Annotated in this window: 20 protein-coding genes; 10 read left to right on the top strand and 10 right to left on the bottom strand. The window is 29.5% G+C overall.

The window, feature by feature from the left end; all coding sequences use genetic code 11:
- The 3 genes from WAO74_RS07990 to folK form a co-directional block, all read left to right on the top strand.
- A partial coding sequence (locus tag WAO74_RS07990) for a polyribonucleotide nucleotidyltransferase (RefSeq protein ID WP_422161038.1) occupies positions 1-1,485 on the top strand: 1,485 nt, incomplete at its 5' end.
- Between the two features lie 147 nt (positions 1,486-1,632).
- The gene (locus WAO74_RS07995; protein ID WP_422161040.1) at positions 1,633-2,118 is read left to right on the top strand and encodes a hypothetical protein; all 486 of its coding nucleotides are present in this window, start codon (positions 1,633-1,635) and stop codon (positions 2,116-2,118) included.
- Between the two features lie 99 nt (positions 2,119-2,217).
- The gene (gene folK / locus WAO74_RS08000) at positions 2,218-3,342 is read left to right on the top strand and encodes a 2-amino-4-hydroxy-6-hydroxymethyldihydropteridine diphosphokinase (RefSeq protein WP_422161041.1); all 1,125 of its coding nucleotides are present in this window, start codon (positions 2,218-2,220) and stop codon (positions 3,340-3,342) included.
- Positions 3,343-3,344: 2 nt separating this feature from the next.
- On the opposite strand, the gene gldC is transcribed toward folK, so the two are convergent.
- Positions 3,345-3,680 carry a gliding motility protein GldC gene (gene gldC, locus WAO74_RS08005; RefSeq protein WP_422161043.1) on the bottom strand — a complete coding sequence of 112 codons (336 nt, stop codon included), beginning with the start codon at positions 3,678-3,680 and terminating at the stop codon, positions 3,345-3,347.
- Positions 3,680-4,639 (bottom strand): gliding motility lipoprotein GldB, encoded by a 960-nt coding sequence (gene gldB, locus WAO74_RS08010; protein WP_422161045.1) that lies wholly within the window; start codon positions 4,637-4,639, stop codon positions 3,680-3,682. The genes gldC and gldB overlap by 1 nt, the downstream gene beginning before the upstream one ends.
- Positions 4,640-4,698: 59 nt before the next feature.
- On the opposite strand from gldB, the gene nadE reads away from it, so the two are divergent.
- Complete coding sequence (gene nadE, locus WAO74_RS08015) at positions 4,699-5,487, top strand: NAD(+) synthase (protein WP_422161047.1); 789 nt, start codon at positions 4,699-4,701, stop codon at positions 5,485-5,487.
- On the opposite strand, the gene WAO74_RS08020 is transcribed toward nadE, so the two are convergent.
- From WAO74_RS08020 to tig, 6 genes are all read right to left on the bottom strand, one after another.
- Positions 5,479-5,610, bottom strand: coding sequence for a hypothetical protein (locus tag WAO74_RS08020; RefSeq protein ID WP_422161048.1), 132 nt, complete (start codon positions 5,608-5,610; stop codon positions 5,479-5,481). The two genes, nadE and WAO74_RS08020, sit on opposite strands and share 9 nt — an antisense overlap.
- Positions 5,611-5,797: 187 nt before the next feature.
- Complete coding sequence (locus WAO74_RS08025) at positions 5,798-5,929, bottom strand: hypothetical protein (protein ID WP_422161050.1); 132 nt, start codon at positions 5,927-5,929, stop codon at positions 5,798-5,800.
- A 128-nt stretch (positions 5,930-6,057) separates the two neighbouring features.
- Entirely contained in the window at positions 6,058-8,064 is a 2,007-nt protein-coding gene (gene dnaG, locus WAO74_RS08030; RefSeq protein WP_422161052.1) for a DNA primase, read from the bottom strand.
- Between the two features lie 123 nt (positions 8,065-8,187).
- A complete protein-coding gene (gene clpX, locus WAO74_RS08035) occupies positions 8,188-9,423 on the bottom strand; it encodes an ATP-dependent Clp protease ATP-binding subunit ClpX (protein WP_422161054.1) in 1,236 nt (411 codons plus the stop codon).
- 81 nt (positions 9,424-9,504) lie between these two features.
- Positions 9,505-10,164, bottom strand: a complete 660-nt coding sequence (gene clpP / locus WAO74_RS08040; protein WP_422161056.1) for an ATP-dependent Clp endopeptidase proteolytic subunit ClpP — start codon at positions 10,162-10,164, stop codon at positions 9,505-9,507.
- Between the two features lie 153 nt (positions 10,165-10,317).
- Positions 10,318-11,640: a trigger factor gene (gene tig, locus WAO74_RS08045; RefSeq protein WP_422161058.1), complete on the bottom strand. Its 1,323-nt coding sequence runs from the start codon at positions 11,638-11,640 to the stop codon at positions 10,318-10,320.
- 233 nt (positions 11,641-11,873) lie between these two features.
- Between tig and pyrH the strand changes: the two genes are divergently transcribed.
- From pyrH to WAO74_RS08075, 6 genes are all read left to right on the top strand, one after another.
- Positions 11,874-12,581 carry a UMP kinase gene (pyrH, locus tag WAO74_RS08050; protein ID WP_422161060.1) on the top strand — a complete coding sequence of 236 codons (708 nt, stop codon included), beginning with the start codon at positions 11,874-11,876 and terminating at the stop codon, positions 12,579-12,581.
- A gap of 26 nt (positions 12,582-12,607) precedes the next feature.
- The gene (gene frr / locus WAO74_RS08055; protein ID WP_422161062.1) at positions 12,608-13,162 is read left to right on the top strand and encodes a ribosome recycling factor; all 555 of its coding nucleotides are present in this window, start codon (positions 12,608-12,610) and stop codon (positions 13,160-13,162) included.
- 96 nt (positions 13,163-13,258) lie between these two features.
- Positions 13,259-15,634 (top strand): efflux RND transporter permease subunit, encoded by a 2,376-nt coding sequence (locus tag WAO74_RS08060; protein ID WP_422161064.1) that lies wholly within the window; start codon positions 13,259-13,261, stop codon positions 15,632-15,634.
- 103 nt (positions 15,635-15,737) lie between these two features.
- Positions 15,738-17,171, top strand: coding sequence for an asparagine--tRNA ligase (gene asnS / locus WAO74_RS08065; protein WP_422161065.1), 1,434 nt, complete (start codon positions 15,738-15,740; stop codon positions 17,169-17,171).
- Between the two features lie 24 nt (positions 17,172-17,195).
- Positions 17,196-18,662 (top strand): RNA polymerase factor sigma-54, encoded by a 1,467-nt coding sequence (gene rpoN, locus WAO74_RS08070; RefSeq protein ID WP_422161067.1) that lies wholly within the window; start codon positions 17,196-17,198, stop codon positions 18,660-18,662.
- A 62-nt stretch (positions 18,663-18,724) separates the two neighbouring features.
- Positions 18,725-19,261: a hypothetical protein gene (locus WAO74_RS08075; protein WP_422161069.1), complete on the top strand. Its 537-nt coding sequence runs from the start codon at positions 18,725-18,727 to the stop codon at positions 19,259-19,261.
- Here the strand turns inward: WAO74_RS08075 and WAO74_RS08080 are convergent.
- On the bottom strand, positions 19,256-19,930 hold the full coding sequence (locus tag WAO74_RS08080) for a porin family protein (RefSeq protein ID WP_422161071.1): 675 nt from the start codon (positions 19,928-19,930) through the stop codon (positions 19,256-19,258). The genes WAO74_RS08075 and WAO74_RS08080 overlap by 6 nt on opposite strands.
- A gap of 101 nt (positions 19,931-20,031) precedes the next feature.
- Positions 20,032-20,499 (bottom strand): ExbD/TolR family protein, encoded by a 468-nt coding sequence (locus WAO74_RS08085; RefSeq protein WP_422161073.1) that lies wholly within the window; start codon positions 20,497-20,499, stop codon positions 20,032-20,034.
- Positions 20,500-20,507 lie beyond the last annotated feature (8 nt).

Here is a 20,507-nt window from a genome sequence, read left to right on the forward strand (position 1 = left end):
TGTTATGCAATAGCAAAACAAGGAACATCTAAAGTAGAACGTACTAATGCTTTTGCTGAAATAAAAGAAGAAGTTAAAGCTTCTTTTAGTGAAGAAGAAATGACGGAATTTGGTCATCTTGTTGGAGGTTATTACAGGAAAGCTGAAAAAGAAGCTGTTCGTGAATTAACATTAAGTGAAGGTTTACGATTAGATGGTAGAAAAACTGATGAAATTAGACCAATTTGGTGTGAAACAGATTACTTACCATCAACACATGGTTCTGCTATTTTTACTAGAGGTGAAACTCAAGCCTTAGCAACAGTTACTTTAGGAACATCTAGAGATGCTAATAAAATAGATATGCCATCCTTCGAAGGAGAAGAAACATTTTATTTACACTATAACTTCCCTCCTTTTTGTACAGGTGAAGCACGCCCGTTAAGAGGTACTTCTCGTCGTGAAGTTGGTCACGGAAATTTAGCACAACGTGCATTAAAAGGAATGATTTCTGAAAATTGTCCTTATACTGTTCGTGTAGTTTCTGAAGTATTAGAATCTAACGGTTCATCTTCAATGGCAACAGTTTGTGCTGGTACAATGGCACTTATGGATGCTGGTGTAGAAATGAAAAGACCAGTATCTGGAATTGCAATGGGATTAATTTCTGATGGCGATCGTTATGCAGTATTATCTGATATTTTAGGTGATGAAGATCATTTAGGTGATATGGATTTTAAAGTTACAGGAACAGCTGATGGTATTACAGCTTGTCAAATGGATATTAAAATCAAAGGATTAAGTTACGAGATTTTAGTAAATGCTTTAAAGCAAGCAAGAGATGGTCGTTTACACATTTTAGAGAAATTAACAGATACAATTGCTGCACCAAATGCAGATGTAAAAGCACATGCTCCTAAAATGATTACAAGACGTATTCCTAATGATATGATTGGTGCATTTATTGGTCCTGGAGGAAAACATATCCAAGAATTACAGAAAGAAACTAAAACTACGATTGTAATTACAGAAGACCCAATAACTGAGGAAGGAATCATTGAAATTTTAGGCACAAAACCAGAAGGAATAGAAGCTGTAATTGCTAGAATTGAATCGATGCTTTTTAAACCAGAAGTTGGTAGTGTTTACGAGGTAAAAGTAATTAAAATGTTAGATTTTGGTGCAGTTGTAGAATATACAGAAGCTCCAGGAAATGAAGTTTTATTGCATGTAAGCGAATTAGCTTGGGAACGCACAGACAATGTTTCTGATGTGGTAAAAATGGGAGATATTTTAGATGTAAAATATTTTGGTTTAGATCCAAGAACTCGTAAAGAAAAAGTATCTAGAAAAGCTATTTTACCAAAACCAGAAGGTTTTAAAGAAAGACCACCAAGAGATGATAATCGATCTGGAGGACGTGACAATAGAGGTGGAAGTAGAGATAATCGTGGACGTGATAACAGACGTGATGATAGAAAACCTAGAGAAAGAAAAGAAGATTAATGTTTAATCTCTAAATATTTAAAAATAAGGCTGTCTGAAAAGACAGTCTTTTTTTATTGAATGGAATTATGCAAACTATAATTAAGAATAAATATCATCGAATTGTTTTGCTTTTAGTAATTTTGTAAGGAATTTAAATAATTATAAATGGTCATAACTCCGCTTTTCGTTATTCTTTTATTACTAGTATTCATTTTAGTATGGTCCTTTGTTAAAACTATCGATAAACGAAAATGGCTTAACTTTTTAGTAAGCATCGTCTTAACACCTGTTGTTTATTTTTACATATTTTATCCTCTTTTAAATATCTTTAGTAGTTTTCATCATGATAAGTATTTTGATGCTACTGCCTGGAAAGAAAAACCTGCTCTACGTTTTGAAATGAGCAACCAAATTGTAGAGTATAATTTTTTTAAAGGCAAAACAAAAACCCAAGTCCAAGAAACCTTAGGAACAAGTGAATGGTATGGTTGGGATGATAGTATTAAGGAAAATTCTCCTGATAAATGGAACTACAATTTAGGTTTCAAACCTGGAGCATTTAACAATCAACAAGAATGTTTAGAATTAATTTTTGTAAGTGATACAGTTGTAAAAAGCATTCAATATCAAATGGAAAAAAAAGATTATTAAAAATTAGTTTCCAAAAAAAAGTAGCATAAATTTATTTCTACTAAATTTATAAAAGAATAGTAATAATTAGATTCCTTTTATTTTCTTTGTGTTTCTAATATGAAAATTCAAAGAATTACTTATTTATCTCTAGGAACCAATCAAGGTAATAAATTGGAAAACCTGCAAAATGCAATCAATTTAATTGCAGATAAAGCAGGGGCTATTCAAAAAATATCTTCCGTTTATAAAACAACTTCTTGGGGTTTTGATGGTGAAGATTTTTTTAATATTTGTTTAAAGGTAACCACTTATCATCCACCAGAAAAATTGATGACGATTCTTTTAAGTATTGAAAAAGATTTAGGCAGAAAACGAAATGATTCTAATGTTTATTCCGATAGAAATATTGATATAGATATTTTATTATTTGATGATGAAATTATTTTTTCTAAAACACTCATTGTACCTCATGAAAAAATGCTTGAACGTAAATTTGTGTTAGTACCTTTAGTTGAAATTGCAAACAACACTTTTCATCCTATTGCAAAAAAACAGCTTTCTGTTTGCTTACAAAATTGTTCTGACACTTCAGAAATTATATTGATGAATGAGCAATTAAAAAGACCAATTCCTATTTATGAGAAATATAATTATATAGCAATAGAAGGAAATATTGGAGCAGGAAAAACATCATTAGCAAAAATGATGTCTGATGAGTTTAATGCTAAAATAATTTTAGAACGCTTTGCAGACAACCCTTTTTTGCCTAAATTTTATGAAGATGAAGAACGCTTTGCTTTCCCTTTAGAAATGAGTTTTTTAGCTGATAGATACCAACAATTATCTGATGATTTGGCCCAATTAGATTTATTTAAAAGCTTTGTAGTTTCTGATTATTATATTTTTAAATCTTTAATTTTTGCACAAATCACCTTACAAAAGGATGAATATTTACTCTACAGAAAAATGTTCGATTTAATGTATAAAGAAATTACAAAACCAGATTTGTATGTTTATTTATATCAAAATACTGATCGTCTTTTAGAGAACATAAAGAATCGTGGAAGAGCTTATGAACAAAATATAAAACCCGATTATTTACAAAAAATTCATGATGGATATAAAAATTTTATAAGTACCCAACAAGATTTAAACACGGTAATTATAGATGTTTCTGAAATTGATTTTGTGAATAATACAGAAGATTACAATTTTATTATCAATCAAATAAAGCAAAGTTAAAACTAACTTTTTAACTCTAATTTCTCTGCAAAATACGTGCAAAAATCACGCATTGTCTCTGCCATTTTAGCATCGTCTGTAGCTCTCTCAAAAGTATCTGCCATAGACACTAAAGTTTGATGATAGAACTGTTTCATCTCATCAACTGGCATATCTTTTGTCCACAAATCCATACGTAAAGTGTCTTTCTTTTTATGATCCCAAACAGAAATCATTACAGCTTTAGAAGGTTCACTATTTATTCCACCATCTTTAGCAGTCCAAGAAATTTCTTCAGGAACCTTATTTTCGTCTAAACCGATTTTAAATTTTACTTCAGAATTGTGTCTAACAGCCATTACTTTTTAGGTTTGTATTTAGATTTTTGGAAGATTTCTTCTTCGTCTTTTTTTAATAATTCTTGCAAAGATACAGTATTATGTTTCATGTAAGATTTCACAATTTGCCAACCTATAAAAACACCTATTTTACCTGGCGATAAATTATCTTGTTCCATATAAAATTTAGAAAACGGCGCATTTTCCAAAAATCTTTGATTTAGCTTGGAGTCTGTGCTAAACAGCAATTTTCTGTCAATAAAATACATCCAAACTTGTGCTTCATTCTCTAATGCCCAATTAAATTTATCTTGATTAAAACCACTCTTTTCTTTATCGGAAATAGAAGGCAAATAGCTATCTAATGCGTACATTTTTTTACCTTCAAAAATCATCTTTTGCACAAAAGTTCTATTACTTTGTAGCTTTATTTGTGCATCTATAATTGTATTTGCAACATCAACTATTAAATGTTCTTTGGTATTATTTTCTTTGATGTAATTAGGATAATCAGCATAAAAAGGATGCTTTTTACCTAAATAAACATCTAAAGAAACAAGTAATAAACTATCTGCATAGATTACTCTATTCTCATAATCTATGTTTGTTAATAAGGTTATTACATGAGGTGCTGTATATTCTGGGTTGTAATATTTTACGTGCTTAAATAGTGATTTCAATTGATTTTCTTCTGATGAAAAATCAGTAAAAATCTTCTGTGTTTCTCTAAATAATTCTTGTTCTTGCTGGTCATTAATTTTTGCAAATGCTAAACTGTCTGTAAATTCGTTAGGAAATAAATAAGGATACTTTTGCTTCACTTTTGGCAAAGTTTCATAGGTTGCATTATAAAAATCTACCTCATATCTTTTTACAGAAAAATCAACTTGAATTTCAGAAATTTCTTTTTCATTATTCTTTTTATCAGAACAAGAAAAAAAACAGTATAAAACTATGAATCCTGCAAAAAGAAATCTCATATTTTTTGTATTTTAGTAACTCAAATTAAGAACGATAAAAATACTAAAATAGTTTATCAATGAATACAGAAAAAGTAGCAGATTATATTATCAATTGGTTAAAAGAGTATGCAACAAATGCCAAGGTAAATGGTTTTGTTGTAGGTGTTTCTGGAGGAATAGATTCTGCACTAACCTCAACCTTGTGTGCAAAAACTGGCCTACCAACTTTGTGTGTAGAAATGCCTATACATCAGGCAGCAAGTCAAGTTTCTAGAGCAGAAGAGCATATTTACCAATTAAAAAAACGTTTTGAAAACGTTTCTGAAATTCGAGTAGATTTAACTTCTACTTTTGAGGAGTTTAAAAGTATAGTTCCTATTACAGAGAATAAAGATAAAGTAGATTTATCTTTAGCAAACACTAGAGCAAGAATTCGTATGACAACTTTGTATTATTTAGCTGGAATTCATGGCCTATTAGTTGCTGGAACTGGAAATAAAGTTGAAGATTTTGGTGTTGGTTTTTACACAAAATATGGAGATGGAGGAGTAGATCTAAGCCCAATTGCAGATTTAATGAAATCTGAAGTATACGAATTAGCGACTTATTTAGGTGTGCCAAATTCTATCCAAAAAGCAGCACCTACAGATGGCTTATTTGGAGATAGCAGAACAGATGAAGACCAAATTGGCGCTTCTTATGATGAGCTTGAATGGGCTATGGAAATGCAAGATCAGAGTAAAACTACTGATGATTTTTCTGGTAGAAAGCAAGAAGTGTTTAAAGTTTATACTAGATTAAATAGTATAAATCAACATAAAATGTTGCCAATTCCTGTTTGTGAAATTCCAGATAGCTTAAAGTAAATTGGCAGAAATCATTAGCTTTTTAATTCTTAAATAAGCTTTTGATTTAGAACCTTTAGCAATTTCGAAAGGCAAGAAAATAAATAGTTGTACAATTTTTAAAATTTGTAATAATCTTTTCATAATTTAAGTATTAATTTCTTTTCACAATACAAATATACAACAAAGTATTAAAAACTTGTATTTTAAAAAATAGGAAAAACCCCTTTTTTTAAATAAGAAGTATTAATTATGAGGAAGTTAATAAGTATAACTGATACTTTATTATGGATTTTGAGTACAAAAAAATTAAAATAGATTGCTTATTATTTTATAATAACTTAGCAGAAATCATCATTTGTTTGATTCTTATGGAAGCACTTTTTTTCGCTCCATTAGCTATGTCAAAAGGTAGTTTTAAAAACAACTGAATTATTTTTAAAATTTGTAGTAGTCTTTTCATGATAATATTTTTTCTTCTTCGCACACAAAAATAATAAAAAGAGCATAATTTCGCCAAACACTGCAGCGAAAAAATTATATTTTTCTGAATTTAGCAATTCTTTAAGGAAAAAAATTATATTTTAACAATTAAACTACTCTGTTTAACTTTTTAAATAACCTCATTTTTAGGCTAGTATAACTTTTAATCATTTCTAAATCTAAAGTTTCTGTCTTGGCTTCTTTAACTTCTCTCATTAATTCTTCGATTTTTTTATCAATTAGAATTCTTCGAAGATTAAAAATTGAGTCATTTACAGCTTTTGGCAAAACCTCTAATTCTGAGGTTACAAAAATATTTTTACTTTCCCATTTACTTAACTGTTTTTTAGGGTCTTCTTTATCCATTAAAATGGAAGTAATGATGTTCGAAATTTCAGAATTCTGATGATTAATAAAATTATTAATTTCCAATTTTTCAGATTGATTTAATTGATGAATCATTTCTGTATAAATATCTTGAAAAGTTGTGTTCGAAAACTCAATTTCATCATCTTGCAACTGTAAATAAATTTCAGAGGATACCGAATTTTGAAACTTTCTTGCAGATAAAGTTTCTTTTCCATCCTCATCTACATTAACAATTTCCTCAATAAAATCGACATTTTCATTACCATAAAGAACTAAAATTTTGATAATTTCTTTTTCTAAAATTGATAATTGATTTATAGTTTGAGATGACATAGTTCCTCCTTTAACAACTTCTATGGAAGCTTGTTCTTGATAATATTCTGGAGGTGGCTCATTGGGATCTACATTGGTACTGTAAGACCTATTTTTAGTACGTTCTGAAGCTTCTTTTTTTAATAATTGAGCCAATTCACTAAACAAAACACGTTCTGAAATTTCCATAACTCTAGAACATTCTTGCACATAAACTTCACGTTGAATAGAATCTGGAATTTTTGAAATACTCGAGACAATATCTCTAATTACTCCTGCTTTTTTTATAGGATCATTGTTGGAATCTTTTAATAAAAGTGAAACTTTAAAGTTGATAAAATCTTGTGCAGCATTCTCTAGATATTCTTTTAGTTCTGAATCTGAGTGCGATTTTGCAAAACTATCTGGATCTTCTCCATCTGGAAATTGAACTACTTTTACGTTCATTCCTTGTTCTAAAATTAAATCGATTCCACGAATAGAAGCTCTAATTCCTGCTGCATCTCCATCAAATAAAACCGTAATATTTTTTGTTAATCTGTTTACCAATCGAATTTGATCTGAGGTTAATGCTGTGCCTGAAGAAGCTACAACATTCTCAATACCAGATTGATGAAACGAAATCACATCTGTATAACCTTCTACTAAAAAGCAATTATCTTGTTTTGCAATTTCCTTTTTTGCTTGATAAATTCCATAGAGAATTTTACTCTTATGATAAATATCACTTTCTGGTGAGTTTAAATATTTAGCCGCTTTTTTATCAGCAGTTAAAATTCTCCCTCCAAAACCTAAAATACGTCCAGACATAGAGTGAATTGGAAACATAACTCTGCCCTTAAAACGATCGAACTGTTTGTTTTCTTTAACAATTGTGAGTCCTGTAGAAGCTAAATATTTTAATTTATAACCCTTTTCTAAAGCTGCTTTGGTAAAATTATCCCACTCATCTAAACAATAACCTAATTCGAATTTCTTAATAATATCATCCCTAAAACCACGTTCTTTAAAATAACTTAAACCTATTGCTTTTCCCTGATTTGTATTCAGCATTAAATTATAAAAATAATCTTTGGCAAAATTCGACACCAAAAACATACTTTCACGTTCGTTCGTTTGCTCTTTCTGCTCATCAGTTTGTTCGGTTTCTTCGATTTCAATATTGTATTTTTTTGCTAACCATTTTATAGCTTCAGGATATGAAAAATGCTCATGCTCCATTAAAAAAGAAATGGCATTACCTCCCTTACCTGTAGAGAAATCTTTCCAGATTTGTTTTACTGGAGATACCATAAATGATGGTGACTTTTCGTCTGTAAAAGGGCTTAATCCTTTAAAGTTACTTCCTGCTTTTTTGAGCTGAACAAACTCACCAATAACCTCTTCTACTCTTGCAGATTCGAAAACTCGGTCTATGGTACTTCTAGAAATCATTTATTTGGATATATAAAAATAGAGAACAAATATAAAAATATGTTGATAAATGTAATCTTTATAAAATTAAAAACCTCACTAAAAAAGAGATCAGCGAGGTTTAATGTTATTGTTTATTGCAACTTAAGAAGCTGCTCTTAATTTCTTTAAAGTAGTGTTTGTTAATTTTGCTTCAGCATATTCTTTGGTTACATTCAATTCTTTTTCGTCAGAACTTGGTAATTCGAACATGGCATCTGTAAAAATTGCTTCACATAAAGAGCGCAAACCTCTTGCACCTAATTTATACTCAATTGCTTTTTCTACAACATAATTTAAAGCTTCTTCTTCTATTGTAAAATCTACATCGTCCATTTTAAACAATTTTGAATATTGTTTAATTATCGAGTTTTTTGGCTCTGTTAAAATAGCTCTCAAAGCCTTGGTATCTAAAGGATTTAAATAGCTTAAAACTGGAAGTCTACCTATTATTTCTGGAATTAATCCAAAAGATTTTAAATCTAATGGAGTGATGTATTTCAATAGATTGTCATCATTAATTTTACCTCCTTCTAAAGAGGCACTAAAACCAACAGCTTGTCTATTTAAACGTTTACTAATCATTCTATCTATTCCTGAAAATGCACCTCCAGCAATAAATAGAATATCTTTTGTATCTACTTCAATAAATTTTTGCTCTGGATGCTTTCTTCCTCCTTTTGGTGCCACATTTACAACTGTACCTTCTAAAAGTTTTAACAAAGCTTGTTGAACCCCTTCACCAGAAACATCTCTGGTAATTGACGGATTATCTCCTTTTCTTGCAATTTTATCTATTTCATCAATAAAAACAATACCTCTTTGTGCCTTATCTACATCGTAATCTGCAGCTTGTAAAAGTCTGCTTAAAATACTTTCTACATCTTCTCCTACATAACCTGCTTGGGTTAAAACTGTAGCGTCTACAATAGAAAATGGTACATTAAGCATTTTTGCAATAGTTCTAGCAAACAATGTTTTACCTGTACCAGTTTCTCCAACTAAAATAATATTAGATTTTTCAATTTCTATATCATCGTCTTCTTTTGTTTGTAATAATCTTTTGTAATGATTATAGACTGCAACAGCCATTGCACGTTTTGTTTCGTTTTGACCAATTATATATTGATCTAGAAAACTCTTTATTTCTAGAGGTTTTTTTAATATTAATTCTTTAGAAAGCCCAGAAGATTTTGAATCCGAAATTTCTTCTTGCACAATTCCATGAGCTTGCTCTATACATTTATCACAAATATGTGCATCCATACCTGCAATAAGCAAGTCTGTTTCTGGTTTTTTTCGTCCACAAAACGAACATTCTAAATTTTCTTCTTTCGCCATTTAATTTGGTTTCTGGTTATTAGTTGGTAGTTATTGGTTAAAAAAATGCCAAAAACGATCAACCAAAAACTAAATATTATTTTATTTTCTTACTAAAATTTCATCAATCATTCCATAAGCTTTTGCTTCATCTGCCTTCATCCAGTAATCTCTATCAGAATCTTTATGCACTTTGTCTTGTGGTTGTCCAGAATGTTGAGCAATAATAGCATACAATTCGTCCCTTAATTTAATGGTTTCCTTTACAGTAATTTCCATATCTGAAACTTGACCTTGTGTACCACTCATTGGTTGGTGAATCATAATTCTAGAATGTGGCAATGCAGAACGTTTGCCATGTGCACCTGCACACATTAAAACTGCTCCCATAGAAGCAGCCATTCCTGTACAAATTGTGGCAACATCTGGTTTTATTAATTGCATGGTATCGTAAATTCCTAAACCTGCATAAACTCCTCCTCCAGGAGAATTGATGTAAATTGAAATATCTTTATTAGCATCCAAACTTTCTAAGAACAATAATTGTGCTTGAATAATATTTGCTACTTGATCGTTAACGCCTGTACCTAAAAATATAATTCTATCCATCATTAAACGCGAAAAAACATCCATTTGAGTAATGTTCATTTGGCGTTCTTCCATAATATATGGCGTTAAACTACTGGTAACTTTATTGTAAGTTGTACTACTTATTCCTTGATGTTTTGTAGCATATTTTTCGAACTCTTTTCCGTAATTCATTTCTAACTTCTTTTAAAATATTTTGATTTGTAAAGATATAAAAACTATTTGTTACTTTTTTGTTAATGTCTATCACTAAAAAAGCCTGAATTTTATAATTCAGGCTTTCATATATTTTATCTGAAACATGCTCAGTAATGCAATAAATTAAGTTTATTTGTAAACCTCTTTTATAAAATCTTCATAAGAAACTTCTTTTGTTTTAAAGTTGATATTCTCTTTAAAGAAAGTCAATAATTTTTGACTAATTAATTGAGTTTGTAACTTTTGCGCTTCTTCTTTGTTTTGTAAAATTCTACCAGCAATTTCATCCAATTCTTTTTCTTCTGGATTCATATTACCAAATTGAGCCATTTGAGTTCTAATGAAACCTTTTGCATAATCTGCCAATTCTTTGTAATCCAATCTGATATCATTATCCTTCATGATTTTTCCTTCAATCAATTGGTACCTTAAAGCTTTTTCAGATTTATCATATTCTGCAGCAGCCTCTTCTGTTGTTAATTCTTTTTCACCAGCAGTTGCTAACCATTTCTTTAAGAAATCTGATGGTAAATCGAATTTTGTGTTTTCTATTAAATACTCTTGTACAGCATTTAATAATTGTTGATCTCCTTGTTGCTCAAACTGCTTTTCTGCATCTTCCTTAATTTTTTCTCTTAGTTGAGTTGCAGTTGTAACACTTCCATCTGCAAACAATTTATCAAACAATTCTTGGTCTAAATCTGCAGGTTCTGTTTTTGTAATATCTTCTATAGTTAAAGTAACTGTAATGTCTAAATCGTGAATTATATCATGAGAAACTCCCAAAACATGTTGTAGTTTATGGTCGTCTTCAAATAATTCTTTTGTTTCTAGCTCAATAACATCGCCTTTTTTAGCTCCAATTACTTTCTTTTCGTTTTTCTTACCTTTTAAATCGTTTACTAAAAAAGTAGATTTTTTATTGATTTCCTTTTCTTCGTTTACAAAAGTTCCAGTAACATTAGAATGTTCTGTTGCCTCGTCTAAAGAACTCATTTTTCCATAACGAGCTTGAATATTCTTTACTTCTTCATCAATTAACTCATCAGTTGCAACAATATTATATTTATTGATTTTATTTTTTGCTGATAAATCGATTTCAAATTCAGGTGCTAAACCCAACTCAAATTCAAAGGAAAAAGTGTCTGCATTCCAATTAAAATCTTCTTTAACTCTAGGTAAAGGGTTTCCAAGAATATCTAATTTTTCTTCGGTTAAAAACTTGTTTAAAGCGTCTTGTAAAAGCTTATTAACTTCATCTATCATTACAGATTTACCATATTGCTTTTTAATCATTCCCATAGGTACTTGCCCTTTTCTAAAACCAGGAATGTTTGCTTTTTTACGATAGTCTTCTAAAATTTTTGATACTTTTGTTTGATAGTCTTCTGCAATAATATCAACCTTTACAACTGCATTTAATGCATCAACATTTTCTTTTGTAATATTCATTTCTTTTATGTCTCTTGTTCTTAAAAAAATCGACTGCAAAATTAATCATTTTAATTAATTCTACAAGGGGTAAGCAATTCTATTTCAGTTATCTCACTTTTGATTTTTAATTGAATAAAATTCTAAGATTGAAATCTATAAATCAAATATTTAAAAAACAAAAAAAATACTTAATTTTGCATCACTGTAATTTTTCGGAATTATTCTAAAAATTAAAATAATCAAATAAAAAAATGCAATACAAAAGAATCCTTTTAAAATTAAGTGGAGAAGCTTTAATGGGCGATAGACAATATGGAATAGACCCAAAACGCTTAGCAGTTTATGCCAAAGAAATTAAAGAAGTTGTAGAAAAAGGAATTGAAGTTGCTATTGTAATTGGAGGTGGAAATATTTTTAGAGGAGTTGCAGGGGCTGCAAATGGCATGGATCGTGTTCAAGGAGATCATATGGGTATGTTAGCAACTGTTATAAATGGTTTGGCTTTGCAAAGCGCTTTAGAAGATGAAGGCGTACATACACGTTTGCAAACTGCACTCGAAATTAAAGAAGTTGCAGAACCTTATATTAAAAGAAAAGCTAATCGTCATTTAGAAAAAGGGCGTGTAGTAATTTTTGGAGCTGGTACAGGAAACCCTTATTTTACTACAGATACAGCAGCTGTTTTAAGAGCAATAGAAATAAATGCAGATGCAATTTTAAAAGGCACAAGAGTTGATGGTGTTTATAATGAAGACCCAGAAAAAAATAAAAATGCGATTAAATTTGAAACGATTACTTTTAAAGACGTAATAACAAAAGGTTTAAAAGTGATGGATATGACAGCATTTACTTTAAGTGAAGAAAATAAATTACCAATTATTATATTTGATATGAATAAAGCTGGAAACTTAATTAAGTTAATTTCTGGAGAAAAAGTTGGTACAATAGTTGACATTTAGAATAAGAAATCTTTAAATTTAAAAAGATGAACGAAGAAATTGAATTTATATTAGACACTGCAAAAGAGGATATGGATAGTGCTATTGAGCACTTAGAAAAAGAGTTAAGATCTATAAGAGCAGGAAAAGCGAGCCCAGCAATGTTGGGAACAGTTATGGTAGATTATTATGGTTCTCAAACACCATTAAGCCAAGTAGCAAATGTAAATACTCCAGACCCAAGAACATTAAGCATTCAACCTTGGGAAAAAAACATGTTACAAACCATAGAAAAAGCAATCTTAGTTGCGAACCTAGGTTTAAATCCTATGAATAATGGAGATGTAATAATGATAAATGTACCACCATTAACTGAAGAACGCAGAATTGGTTTAGCAAAACAATCGAAAGCAGAAGCAGAACATGCAAAAGTAGGTGTAAGAAATGCACGTAAAGATGCTAACAATGAAATTAAGAAACTAGATGTTTCTGACGATATGAAAAAAATTGCAGAAGACGACGTTCAAAAACTTACAGACTCTTTTGTGAAAATTATTGATGACAAACTAGCCATCAAAGAAAAAGAGATTATGACTGTCTAGTTAAACTAAAAATTTAAAAAGAGTGTTTTTTAAACACTCTTTTTTGTTTCTATTTACTTGCTACTTATTTAACTAACTTTGCACAAATTTTTCTAAATGAATTTCTGGACCAAAGTTGCTGGTATTATTTTAAGAAACCGTTATTTGGTTCTGTTATGTATCGCAATTGTTACTGCTCTTTTAGCATCACAAATTAAAAATATTCAGTTTTCATATACTGAGGCAAATTTACTGCCAGAAAATCATGAAGCAAATGTAGAATACAACAAATTTTTAGAGATTTTTGGTGAAGAAGGAAACTTAGTTCTTCTTGGAATAAAAGATAGCACTGTTTTTACTCCAGAAAAATTTAATGCCTGGAACAAGTTAGTTGATAAATTTGATGGTTTAGACGAAATTGACTTTACAATATCTATTGCAGATGTTAAGGAGTTAAAAAAAGATACTAAAAAAAGGAAATTTGTTTTAGAGCCTTTATACAAAGAAAACCCTAACACAAAAGAAGAAGTTTTAGCAATAAAAAAGCAACTCTTTGAACAGCTACCTTTTTACGACAATCTATTATATAATAAAAATACAGGAACCCTTCAAACAGCTATTTACATTAAAAAAGAAATTATAAATACTCCTGTAAGAAGAGATTTTATTTATAATATTTTAATTCCTGAAATAGAAAAATTTGAAAAAGAAAACAATTTAGATGTTCGCATTTCTGGAATGCCCTATATAAGAACATTAAATGCACAAAACATTCAAGATGAAATTATGCTTTTTGTTTTAGGTGCTTTATTAATAACAGCCATTATTTTCTTTTTCTTTTTTAGATCTTTTAGAGCCACTTTTATAACACTCTTAGTAGTTTTAATTGGTGTTGTTTGGGCCTTTGGTTTTATAGGTTGGTTTCATTACGAAATCACGGTTTTATCAGCTTTAATTCCTCCATTAATTATTGTTATTGGTGTTCCAAATGCAGTTTTCTTAATTAATAAATATCAACAAGAAATAAAAAAACATGGTAACCAAGCGAAATCTTTACAACGTGTAATATCGAAAATTGGGAATGCTACTTTAATGACCAATATTACAACTGCCTCTGGTTTTGCAACTTTTGTTTTTGTAAAAAGTAGTTTGCTTCGCGAATTCGGAATTCTCGCTTCTGTAAACATAATAAGCATTTTTATTTTGGCACTATTAATTATTCCTATTATTTATAGTTTTATGCCATTGCCTAAAAAGAAACATTTAAATCATTTAGAAAGAAAATGGATTGAAAATGTGGTTGATTGGATGGAAACAACTGTAAGAGAAAACAGAATAGGCGTTTATTTTACAACTGTATTTTTTATCATTTTCGGAATTATAGGTATTTATCAAATAAGAGTTTCTGGAAGTTTAATTGAAGATATGCCCAAAAGTCTAGAATTCTATAAAGATATAAAATTCTTCGAAAGTGAATTTGGTGGTATTATGCCTTTAGAGATTTTAATAGATACCAAAAAAGAAAAAGGGGTTATGAAATTAGCTACCTTAAAAAAGATGGAAAAAATTAATGAAACCATTGAAACTTTTCCTGAATTATCGAAACCTGTATCCATTGTAAATCTAGTAAAATATTCTAAACAAGCTTATTATAAAGGTAATCCTAAATACTATCAACTACCTACTAGTCAAGAGCAAAATTATATTCTATCCTATACAAAAAACTCAAATAACGATGCTAGCATGCTAAATAGTTTTGTAGATTCTACAGGACGTTATGCAAGAATAACCACTTTTATGAAAGACATTGGAACTGATAAAATGGATATTATTCAAGAGCGCTTAAAAGCAGTAATTGACAAAGAATTTCCTTCAGAAAATTATAAAGTTTCCTTAACTGGAAAAGCTTTAGTATTTATAAAAGGGACTAACTATTTAATTACCAATTTGGTTTTCTCTCTCTCTCTTGCAATTATTTTAATTGCCATTTTTATGGCTTGGATGTTTCGTTCACCTCAAATGATTTTAATCTCATTAATACCAAACATTTTACCATTATTAATTACTGCTGGTTTAATGGGCTTTTTCGATATTCCAATAAAACCATCTACCATCTTAGTTTTTAGTATTGCATTTGGTATATCTGTAGATGATACTATACATTTTCTTGCAAAATATAGACAAGAGTTAATGGAAAATAAATGGCGCATAAAACCATCTGTTTATGCTGCCTTAAGAGAAACAGGTGTAAGTATGTTTTACACATCAATTGTGCTGTTCTTTGGCTTTTTAACATTTACATTATCTAGCTTTGGAGGCACCATTGCTTTAGGTGGTTTGGTTTCTGTAACTTTACTTTTGGCCATGGTTTCTAACTTGCTTTTATTGCCATCTTTACTATTAACTTTCGAAAAAAGAATTGCCAATAAAAAAGTATTTAGAGAACCATCATTGAAAATTATTCCTCCCAAAGAGGATAATATTGATGAGTAAATTTTAAATTTTAATTGGCTTATCAACTTTGCTTATTTTGAAGCAAAAAAGTATCTTTACAAACCTATTTGTCGAAATTAGTAGTTTTAAAAACGCATTAAAAATGATAAAACAAAGTATTGCCGAAATTTTAAGTTCGGGTACAATTTTACAAGAAATACAACTAAATGGTTGGGTTAGAACTTTTAGAAGCAATCGATTTATTGCTTTAAATGATGGCTCTACAATAAATAATATTCAATGTGTAATCGATTTTGAAAACACAGACGAAACAACACTAAAACGAATTACAACTGGTGCAGCCATTTCTGTAACAGGAACAATTGTGGAAAGCCAAGGTAAAGGACAATCTGTAGAAATTCAAGTTTCTGAAATCGAAATTTTAGGAGATTCAAATCCAGAAGAATATCCAATTCAACCTAAAAAACACAGCTTCGAATTTTTAAGAGAAAATGCACATTTACGTGTTAGAACAAATACTTTTAGTGCCATTATGCGTGTGCGCTCTAAACTATCTTTTGCTGTTCACAAGTATTTCCAAGAAAACGGATTTAACTATGTAAACACACCAATTATAACTGGTTCAGATGCAGAAGGTGCAGGAGAAATGTTTAGAGTTACTAGTTTTGAGGACAATAAAGCTCCATTAACGGAAGATGGAAAAATCGATTTTTCTAAAGATTTTTTTGGCAAAGAAACCAACTTAACAGTTTCTGGTCAATTAGAAGCAGAAACCTTTGCAATGTCTTTAGGTAAAGCTTATACTTTTGGCCCAACTTTTAGAGCAGAGAATTCTAATACAACTCGTCATTTAGCAGAGTTTTGGATGATTGAACCAGAAGTTGCTTTTATGGATTTAGATGGCAACATGGATTTAGCAGAAGATTTTATAAAATCTGTTATCAATGATGTTTTAGAAAACTGCAAGGACGATTTGGCTTTTTTAGATCAAAGGCTAACACAAGAAGAAAAAAGTAAGCCACAAGCTGAAAGAAGTGAAATGAGCTTACTAGAAAAATTAAAATTTGTAGTAGATAATAATTTTAAACGTGTTTCATACACAGAAGCTATCGATATTTTAAGAAATTCTACTCCTAACAAAAAGAAGAAATTCCAATTTCCAATTAAAGATTGGGGGGCAGATTTACAATCTGAACATGAGCGTTTTTTGGTAGAAAAACACTTTAAATGTCCAGTTATTTTGTTCGATTATCCAGCAAATATTAAAGCATTTTATATGCGTTTGAATGATGATGGAAAAACAGTAAGAGCTATGGATGTTCTATTTCCTGGAATTGGAGAAATTGTTGGAGGATCGCAAAGAGAAGAACGATATGACATTTTAGTTGATAAAATGAAAGCTTTAGATATTGAAGAAAAAGAATTATGGTGGTATCTAGATTTGCGTAAATATGGAACTGCAGTACATTCTGGTTTTGGTTTAGGATTTGAAAGATTGGTGCAATTTACAACTGGCATGAGCAATATTAGAGATGTAATTCCTTTTCCAAGAACACCACAAAACGCGGAATTTTAATCGAAATTTTGTATCTTTCAATATATGCTAAAGCAAAGTCTAAATTTTAAACTTTTACAGAAATTATCTCCACAACAAATACAGTTGATGAAGTTAATTCAATTGCCTACACAAGCTTTTGAAGAAAGACTGAAACAAGAAATTGAAGAAAATCCTGCTTTAGATACTGGTAAAGAAGAATTAGATTCTATAGATGACGACTTATCTAATGAATTTGATACTGATAATGATAGTGGAACAGAAAAAATTGATACTGAAGATATTAATATTGATGAGTATTTAAGTGATGACGAAATACCATCCTACAAAACTCAAGCAAACAATTACTCTGCAGATGACGAAGATAAAAACATCCCTTATGCAGCAGGAACTAGTTTTCATCAATCTTTAAAAAATCAATTAAACACCTATAGTTTAACTGATGAAGAATGGGCAATTGCCGAATTTTTAGTAGGCAGTATTGATGATAGTGGCTATATTAGAAGAGATATTTTAGATTTAGTAGACGATTTAGCCTTTACTGGAAATGTGTTTACTACAGAAGAAAAGGTAATTTCAGTACTAAAAAAAGTCGTTCATAATTTAGATCCAATTGGTGTTGGTGCTAGAGACTTAAAAGAATGTCTTATAATTCAATTAAAAGCTAAAGAAATAAATAAGAATAGAAGTTTAGCTATTGAAATATTAGAAACTGCATTTGATCATTTTGTAAAAAAGCATTACGTAAAACTGCAAGAGAAGTTTAATATCTCTGAAGAAGAACTAAAAGAAATAAATACAGAAATTTCTAAATTAAACCCTAAACCTGGAAGCTCTTATGCTGGTAATAATAAAATTGCAGAGCAAATAGTTCCAGATTTTTCTATAAAAATTTTAGATGGTGAACTAGATTTAACCTTAAATTCTAGAAACGCACCAGAACTGCATATATCAAGAGAGTATAATAATATGCTTAAAGGATACCAAGAAACGAACGTAAAAACAAAGTCTCAAAAAGATGCAGTGTTTTTTATTAAGCAAAAATTGGATGCAGCAAAATGGTTTATAGACGCGATAAAACAGCGTCAGCAAACTTTATTAATTACAATGAACACAATTATGCATTATCAATACGAATATTTTTTAACGGGTGATGAGCGCAAACTAAAACCTATGATTTTAAAAGATATTGCAGATAAAATAAATATGGATGTTTCTACGGTTTCTAGAGTTGCAAACAGTAAATATGTTTCTACACCTTATGGAACAAAATTGATTAAAGAGTTCTTTTCTGAATCTATGAAAAACGATCAAGGAGAAGATGTTTCTACCAAAGAAATAAAGAAAATTTTAGAAACTGTAATTCTTGAAGAAAACAAAAAAAAGCCTTTAACTGATGAGAAATTAGCGCGAATACTAAAAGATAAAGGATACCCAATTGCAAGGAGAACTATTGCAAAATATAGAGAGCAATTAGACTTACCTGTTGCTCGTTTACGCAAAGAAATTTAGTGAAATTCTATAAATTTATATCTATTATATTTCATCCAATTGTAGTTCCTACAATAAGTGTAATGCTCTATTTTTTAGTAATCCCTAATAATTTTGACAAAGACCAGAAACTTGTATTTTTAAGTTTTGTTTTTTTAGTTACCTATTTAGTTCCTCTTCTAATCTTAATTGTATTTAAAAAATTTAACCTCATAAAAAGTTATCAAACCGAAAGTGCAAAAGAACGAAAATTACCAATAGCTGTAATGATTGTACTTTTCTATTTAATAGGTAACTATTTAAATAAAATCTATTTATTCAATGACTTAGGCATCCTTTTTTATGCTGCATCATTGGGTTTAGTAATTGTGTATATATTTTTATTTTTTAAAATAAAATTGAGTGTACATCTGCTTTGCACTGGACTATTTATTGGATTTTATATGAGTTTATCTCATATTTATTCACAACCTTTTTTGCTGATTCTAATTATTGGTATTCTAATATCTGGTTTAGTAGCGAGCTCAAGACTTCATTTAAAAAAACATACTCACCCAGAAATATATAGTGGCTTTTTTATAGGGATGTTTTGCCCTTTCATGGTTTATTTTCTTTTATAGAATATAAAAAATAAGACCAAATTTCAAGATTTTTGAATTTATATTTTGATTATTAAATGTAACATTTTCGAAAATTGGATTTAAGCTGTAGAAAATATTTATATTAAACTCATCAAAACCGGCAGAAAGCGTCAGCCCATATCGAAAATTATTATAGGCACTTACATTTTTGAACTGGAATGATGTTCCATTCTCATCAAACTGAAATTTATTTGAAAGGTTATATAAAAATTTAATCCCTCCATAAATTCGCCAAAAATTATATTTTTTTGCGTTTGATGTTCTCCATCTAACCTCAATTGGAAACTCTAAATTATGGCCTTTAAAAACATTATTAGTAATATTTAAGCCTTCGTTAAATATGGTTGTTCCGTTTATTTCTTCAACTTTTAATTCATGATTAAAAAAATCGTAACCATATCCAATTCCCATAGCTAAAGCAAAAGTACCATCCTTATTTAAAGAAAAGTCTTTTAAAATACCTAATGAAATTCCATAAGAAAAAGAACTTCTAGAAATGGCTTCTGGCTGACTAAATAGTTGGGCATATGATATAGAAATATACATTTGATCTTCTGAATACCTGTCTCCTAATTGCAAAGAATCTTTTTGAGCTTGCATAGAAGACGATAAAAATATAATTAAGAAAGTATATACTAATTTATTCATAAGTAAATAATTAGATATAAATATAGAATATATTATTTAATAAGAAATAAAAAAGGGATAACTCTATAGAATTATCCCTTTTTTTATTTTATAAAACTAGACTAATTTTTTGAACCAGTTGTAGTAGAATAATTAATTTTAAGAGCATTTACATCTCTCAACTTCAACCTAATATCATTCATAGTTCCTACATTCGATTCTTTATCTGCTTTAATAGAAGTAGTCATAAAAGGATGCATAGCCTCTGCAAGTTTATCTCTTTTGCTAAAAATAAAGTTAGGTACTTCATCTGCGCTAGAAATTTTATCATTTAATTGAATTTTATTATATCCAACTCCATCTCTATTAGGATCCTTAGATTTACCTATATATATGGTGCTCACTAAACTTTTATCTTCTAATTTTTTTACTTCAGTAGCAGCAGGTAATCTTGGGTTTTCAATTACTAAGTTCGTTTCTCTCATAGTTGTAGTAACCATAAAGAAAAACAATAGCATAAAAACAATATCAGGCAGAGCTGCAGTATTTACAGCAGGCATTCCTTTTTTCTTTTTTCTAAATTTAGACATTGTGATAT

Source organism: Polaribacter sp. (assembly GCF_049276715.1).
GTDB lineage: Bacteria > Bacteroidota > Bacteroidia > Flavobacteriales > Flavobacteriaceae > Polaribacter.